Annotated in this window: 4 protein-coding genes; all 4 read left to right on the top strand. The window is 51.2% G+C overall.

All coding sequences use genetic code 11. The features are described 5' to 3' along the window. Positions 1-485 (top strand): DegT/DnrJ/EryC1/StrS family aminotransferase (locus Q0Z94_RS11095; protein ID WP_298069703.1); only part of this gene is annotated, 485 nt, incomplete at its 5' end. A 14-nt stretch (positions 486-499) separates the two neighbouring features. Beyond that, on the top strand, positions 500-1,453 hold the full coding sequence (locus tag Q0Z94_RS11090) for a glycosyltransferase (RefSeq protein ID WP_298069701.1): 954 nt from the start codon (positions 500-502) through the stop codon (positions 1,451-1,453). A 100-nt stretch (positions 1,454-1,553) separates the two neighbouring features. Continuing rightward, positions 1,554-4,199 (top strand): CDP-glycerol glycerophosphotransferase family protein, encoded by a 2,646-nt coding sequence (locus Q0Z94_RS11085; protein WP_298069699.1) that lies wholly within the window; start codon positions 1,554-1,556, stop codon positions 4,197-4,199. Between the two features lie 85 nt (positions 4,200-4,284). Further along, the coding region (locus Q0Z94_RS11080) for a hypothetical protein (RefSeq protein ID WP_298069697.1) at positions 4,285-4,472 on the top strand (188 nt) is incomplete at its 3' end.

Raw genomic sequence — 4,472 nt, 5'->3', positions numbered from 1 at the left:
CGCTCTTTCTGAAGCTGAAGGCCCTTGCCAACTACGGCTCTGACCGCAAGTACCATAACCTTTATAAGGGGATAAACTCACGCCTTGACGAAATTCAGGCCGCGGTGCTGGACGTGAAACTGAATTACCTCGACGCCGACAACGCCCGCCGCCGCGAAATCGCCTTGTTCTACCGCGAGCATATCACCAACCCGCGCATGGTCCTGCCGCAGACCTGGGACGAGGACGCCGCGGTCTGGCATGTGTTCGCCGTGCGTACGGAAGAGCGGGACGCATTCCAGCGCTATCTTGCGGGCAAGGGCATCCAGACCCTCATCCATTATCCCACGCCGCCGCACAAGCAGCCTGCCTATGAGGAATGGAACGATCGCACCTATCCCATCACGGAAAAAATTCATCGCGAAATTCTTTCCCTGCCCATGTCTCCGGTCATGACCGCTGAGGAAATACGCTTCGTGACGGACACGGTGAACGCCTGGAAGTAAGAAAGGAAAGAGGCATGGCCAATCCCCTTGTTTCCGTTATTATTCCCTCCTATCGGCATGAACGTTTCATCCGGGAATGCATAAAGTCCGTTATCCTCCAGAGTTACTCGCCTCTTGAGCTGCTGCTCATCGACGACGCCTCGCCTGACGGGACGCTTCAGGCAGCGGAAAGCCTTCGAGCCGAATGCGGGGTGCGTTTCGTCCGCACCGTGATGTTGTCCAAGAAAAAAAGGAATACCGCGGTCTCATGCAACCTGGGGATCGATATGGCGCAGGGGAAGTATGTCTATCTCATCGCCTCGGATGATGCCGCCGAACCCAACGCTGTGCAGGAACTTGTGCAGGTGCTGGAGTCCCGTCCTGATGTGGTGCTGGCCGTGGGCGACTGCAGCATCATGGACGATGCCTCCCGCCGCATAGGCTGGGATGCCGACCGGAGAGGCATTCCTCTGGAGAAGGCCCGCTTCAAGACGTTTGGAGAGTATCTCAGACTGAACATTCCCAGCCGCAGACGAAACGAGTTCGGCAGCTACGCAAGCCTTCTGGAAGGCAACTACATTCCCAACGGCTATCTGATGCGGACGGACGCCCTGCGCGCAATCGGAGGGTACAATACCTCTGTGCTTCTGGAAGACTGGTACATGAACCTTCAGCTCGCAAAGCTCGGCGGCATGGTCTATCTCCCCAGGATGCTGTACCGCTACCGCTGGCATGAAGACAACGTCATCAAGACCTATGGCACGGAAGAAACGGGCAGAAAAATCTATCGGGAAATATACGCCCTGGAAGAGGCATACTGCCGCGAGCATGGCTTACTCTCCATTATTCGGCGCAGGCATCCCGACAGTCTGCACAGCCGCTGGCACAGAGGTCGCCGCCGGGTACTCAAAGCCGTCAATCATATTTTTTATATAAATCTCACCAAGCGCAAATTCAGCGTTTTTGGCCGGGAGTTTCATTTCCTTTGAAGTTTCTCTTTTCGCTTTTCTGGAGCAGGAGGAGAAAGAAAATCTCCCTGTTCGGCACTACCCTTTACCGCAAAGACTTTTAACATGTGGAGCACGAATCATGAGTGACGAAAAAAATCTTTCGCAGCTTGAGCATGATATCAGGGAGCAAGGATATTCCGGCATCTGTTTCTGGCTGCCGTCCCGTGCCGTCGCTGGCGGAACGAAGATACTGTTCACCTATGCAAAGTATCTTTCCGAACATACTGATTTGCACGTCTACTTCGTTGATTACCATGACGGTGCTTCACATGACCTGTGTGCCCCGGGAACCTCTATCCAGTTCATTGACTACGACCCCAATGCCGACACTCTGCCGCTGCCGGAACCGGTAATTGTTGTAGTTAACTCCACGAGAGTGGTGCAAATCAAAAACCTGCCGCCCCAAAGCAAGCTCCTCCTCTGGCACTGGGAAACAGTGCCCTGCTCCTGGGAGGTTGTACTCATCAATCATGAAGCCAGACGCCTGCTCAAACTTGCCTATGAAAACAGGGCGCTGGTGTATCACGACTGGTCCAGCCGCAACATATTTAAACAACAGTTCGGCCTTGATTTCCAGAACAGGGACTATCTGCAGATCCGTGCGGAGTCCAGGGAATACCCCCCCGTCAGGGAACCGGTACGCAAGGGCCAGATCACGATCGCCTGGCTGGGACGCCTGTCTGTGGACAAGCGGTATTCGCTTTATAATATCATGTCCCATCTGGCCAGGCTGAAAGATCCCCGACCCAGGAGACTGATCGTCATCGGCGACGGTGTGTACCGCAAGGAAGCGGAAGCCTGTGCCGAAAAGTATAAGGACAAGTTCGAGACCGTTTTTCTTGGCACCGTTGCCCATGAAGAACTGGCTGCCTGCCTGAGCAACATGGCGGACATCGTGTTTGCCGTGGGAACCAGCGTCCTTGAGGCGGCGGGCTGCCGGCTGCCGGCGGTCATTTGCCAGATGGATACCACCCCCTTTACGGATGACAGGCATGTCCTGCTCTGCGACACGGTGGAATACTGCCTGGGAATGACCTGTGAACAGGCGCGTGATTTTCCCGGGACCTTCACACCCTTTGCCGAGATTATCCGCCAGGTCTACAGCGAAAACGGCAAGGAGCGGATCGGGGAGAAGTGCTATGCCTATTGCCGAGACCGCATTGGGTCGCTGGAAACGATCTGCGCAAGCCTGCTGCGTTTTGCGAGCCAGTCCAGGCTGACCATCGAAAAACTGCGTGCATGCATCCGCTACATCCCTTACAACAAGCTACACCTCAAGTCATGGTCGGCATTCGGCGTCCAGGTGGCCTCTGTGACCATCCATGGGAATGTCACAACCTGGCGGATCTTCAACCTCCCGATCTGGAAAGTGAATCGCGGTTCCAGACCGCGGTGGTATTTTCTGGGTGTTCGTGTGGCTAAGGATGAACGCGGTGTGTATTCCTTCCCCGGCACGGAAACGCACTTTACTCCAGGAAAAGCAAACACGGAGGAGCGCTACCTCGCGGCCTTGTATAAACGAGAAGAACATCGCCGCAACATGCGTGAGCGCCTGGCCAGAGGCGAAAAGCTGAGAGTCTGCCTGTTTTGTTCACGCATCAGCTGCTGGTGTTTTGACAGTCTGTATCGGCTCCTGGAAGCCAGCCCCTCCTTTATCCCCACGGTAGTCGTCGATCCGTTCATCTTACAGGGCCATGACGCGATGGTACAGTATATGAATTCCACCTATGCGGCTCTGTCCGCAAAGGGCTATCGGGTCATGCGTACCTACGATGAAAACAGCGGAACCTTTGTCAATCTGCGCGCTGAACTGAAGCCTGACATTCTCTTCTATACGGAATCATGGTTTAAATTTTTCCAAAGAGAGTTTTATATCGACCGTTATTTTGACCGTATGAGCTTTCTTGTCGATTATTTCTATCCACTCTCCAGCAATAGCAATGTACAACATTCTATGGAGCTGTGCAGATTTGTCAATCGCTATTTCCTAGCCAATACAGACGTTTCTAATTTGGCAAAAAGTGTGATGAAAAACATTGGGCGTAACATCCATGTCACCGGATCGCCAAAGCTGGATCCTTTCTTTGACGGCAACTACCAGCCCAAAGACCCATGGAAACCCCAGAACAAACCCAGGAAACGCATCATCTGGGCACCGCACCATTCTGATGAGTTTCCAGATGACCTGTATCAATTCAATGCCTTCTTCGACCTGTATGAAGACATGTTCACCATTGCGGAGCAGTACAAGGACAGCATTCAAATCGCGTTCAAACCGCACCCCATGCTGCGCCCCAAATTGGAGGCCAAGTGGGGAAAAGAGGAAAGCGATGCCTATTTTGCCCGCTGGGAAGAGCTCGAAAACGGTCAGTATGAAAACGGCGAGTTCATTGATCTGTTCCTGACTTCCGACGCCATGATTTTGGACTCCATTTCTTTCATAGCCGAATACACCGCGGTCAACAAGCCTGCCTTGTTCACCATTGGCCCAAAGACACGTGTCAAACTTAATGAATTTGGCAGGATGAATTTTGAATTGCTGTACAAGACAGAAGGCAATTTGTTCAAATCCATCTGCAGCTTCATTGAAAACGTGGTCCTCAAGGGAATGGACAGCAAGAAAGAGGCCAGAGAAGCCTTTATCAGAGAATATATCCTGCCGCCAAATGGCAAATCCGCTACAAAAAACATCTATGATAATCTCTGTGAAGAAATTTTTGAATAAATATAAAACTACATATATGGTGTTTATGTGTTGTTGTTAATTTTGGCATTGTTTTTTAACCTATAACCTATGGAGGTATTGTGTTATGAAGGCAAAGTATAGAATCATGAAACATGTGTATAAATTATTAAACAATCATATTGCTGAACTATGTAAAACTGAAAAAATTTATATTTTTGATACTATTATGTTTAAACTATGGAATCATTGCGCCAAAAAACTGGAAAAGAAAAATATCCTTACTTTTGATCATAGCGTTCAAGCACGGCTCCT

Source organism: uncultured Mailhella sp. (assembly GCF_947631555.1).
Lineage (GTDB): Bacteria > Desulfobacterota > Desulfovibrionia > Desulfovibrionales > Desulfovibrionaceae > Mailhella.
This window is presented reverse-complemented; position numbering and strand designations above follow the sequence as displayed.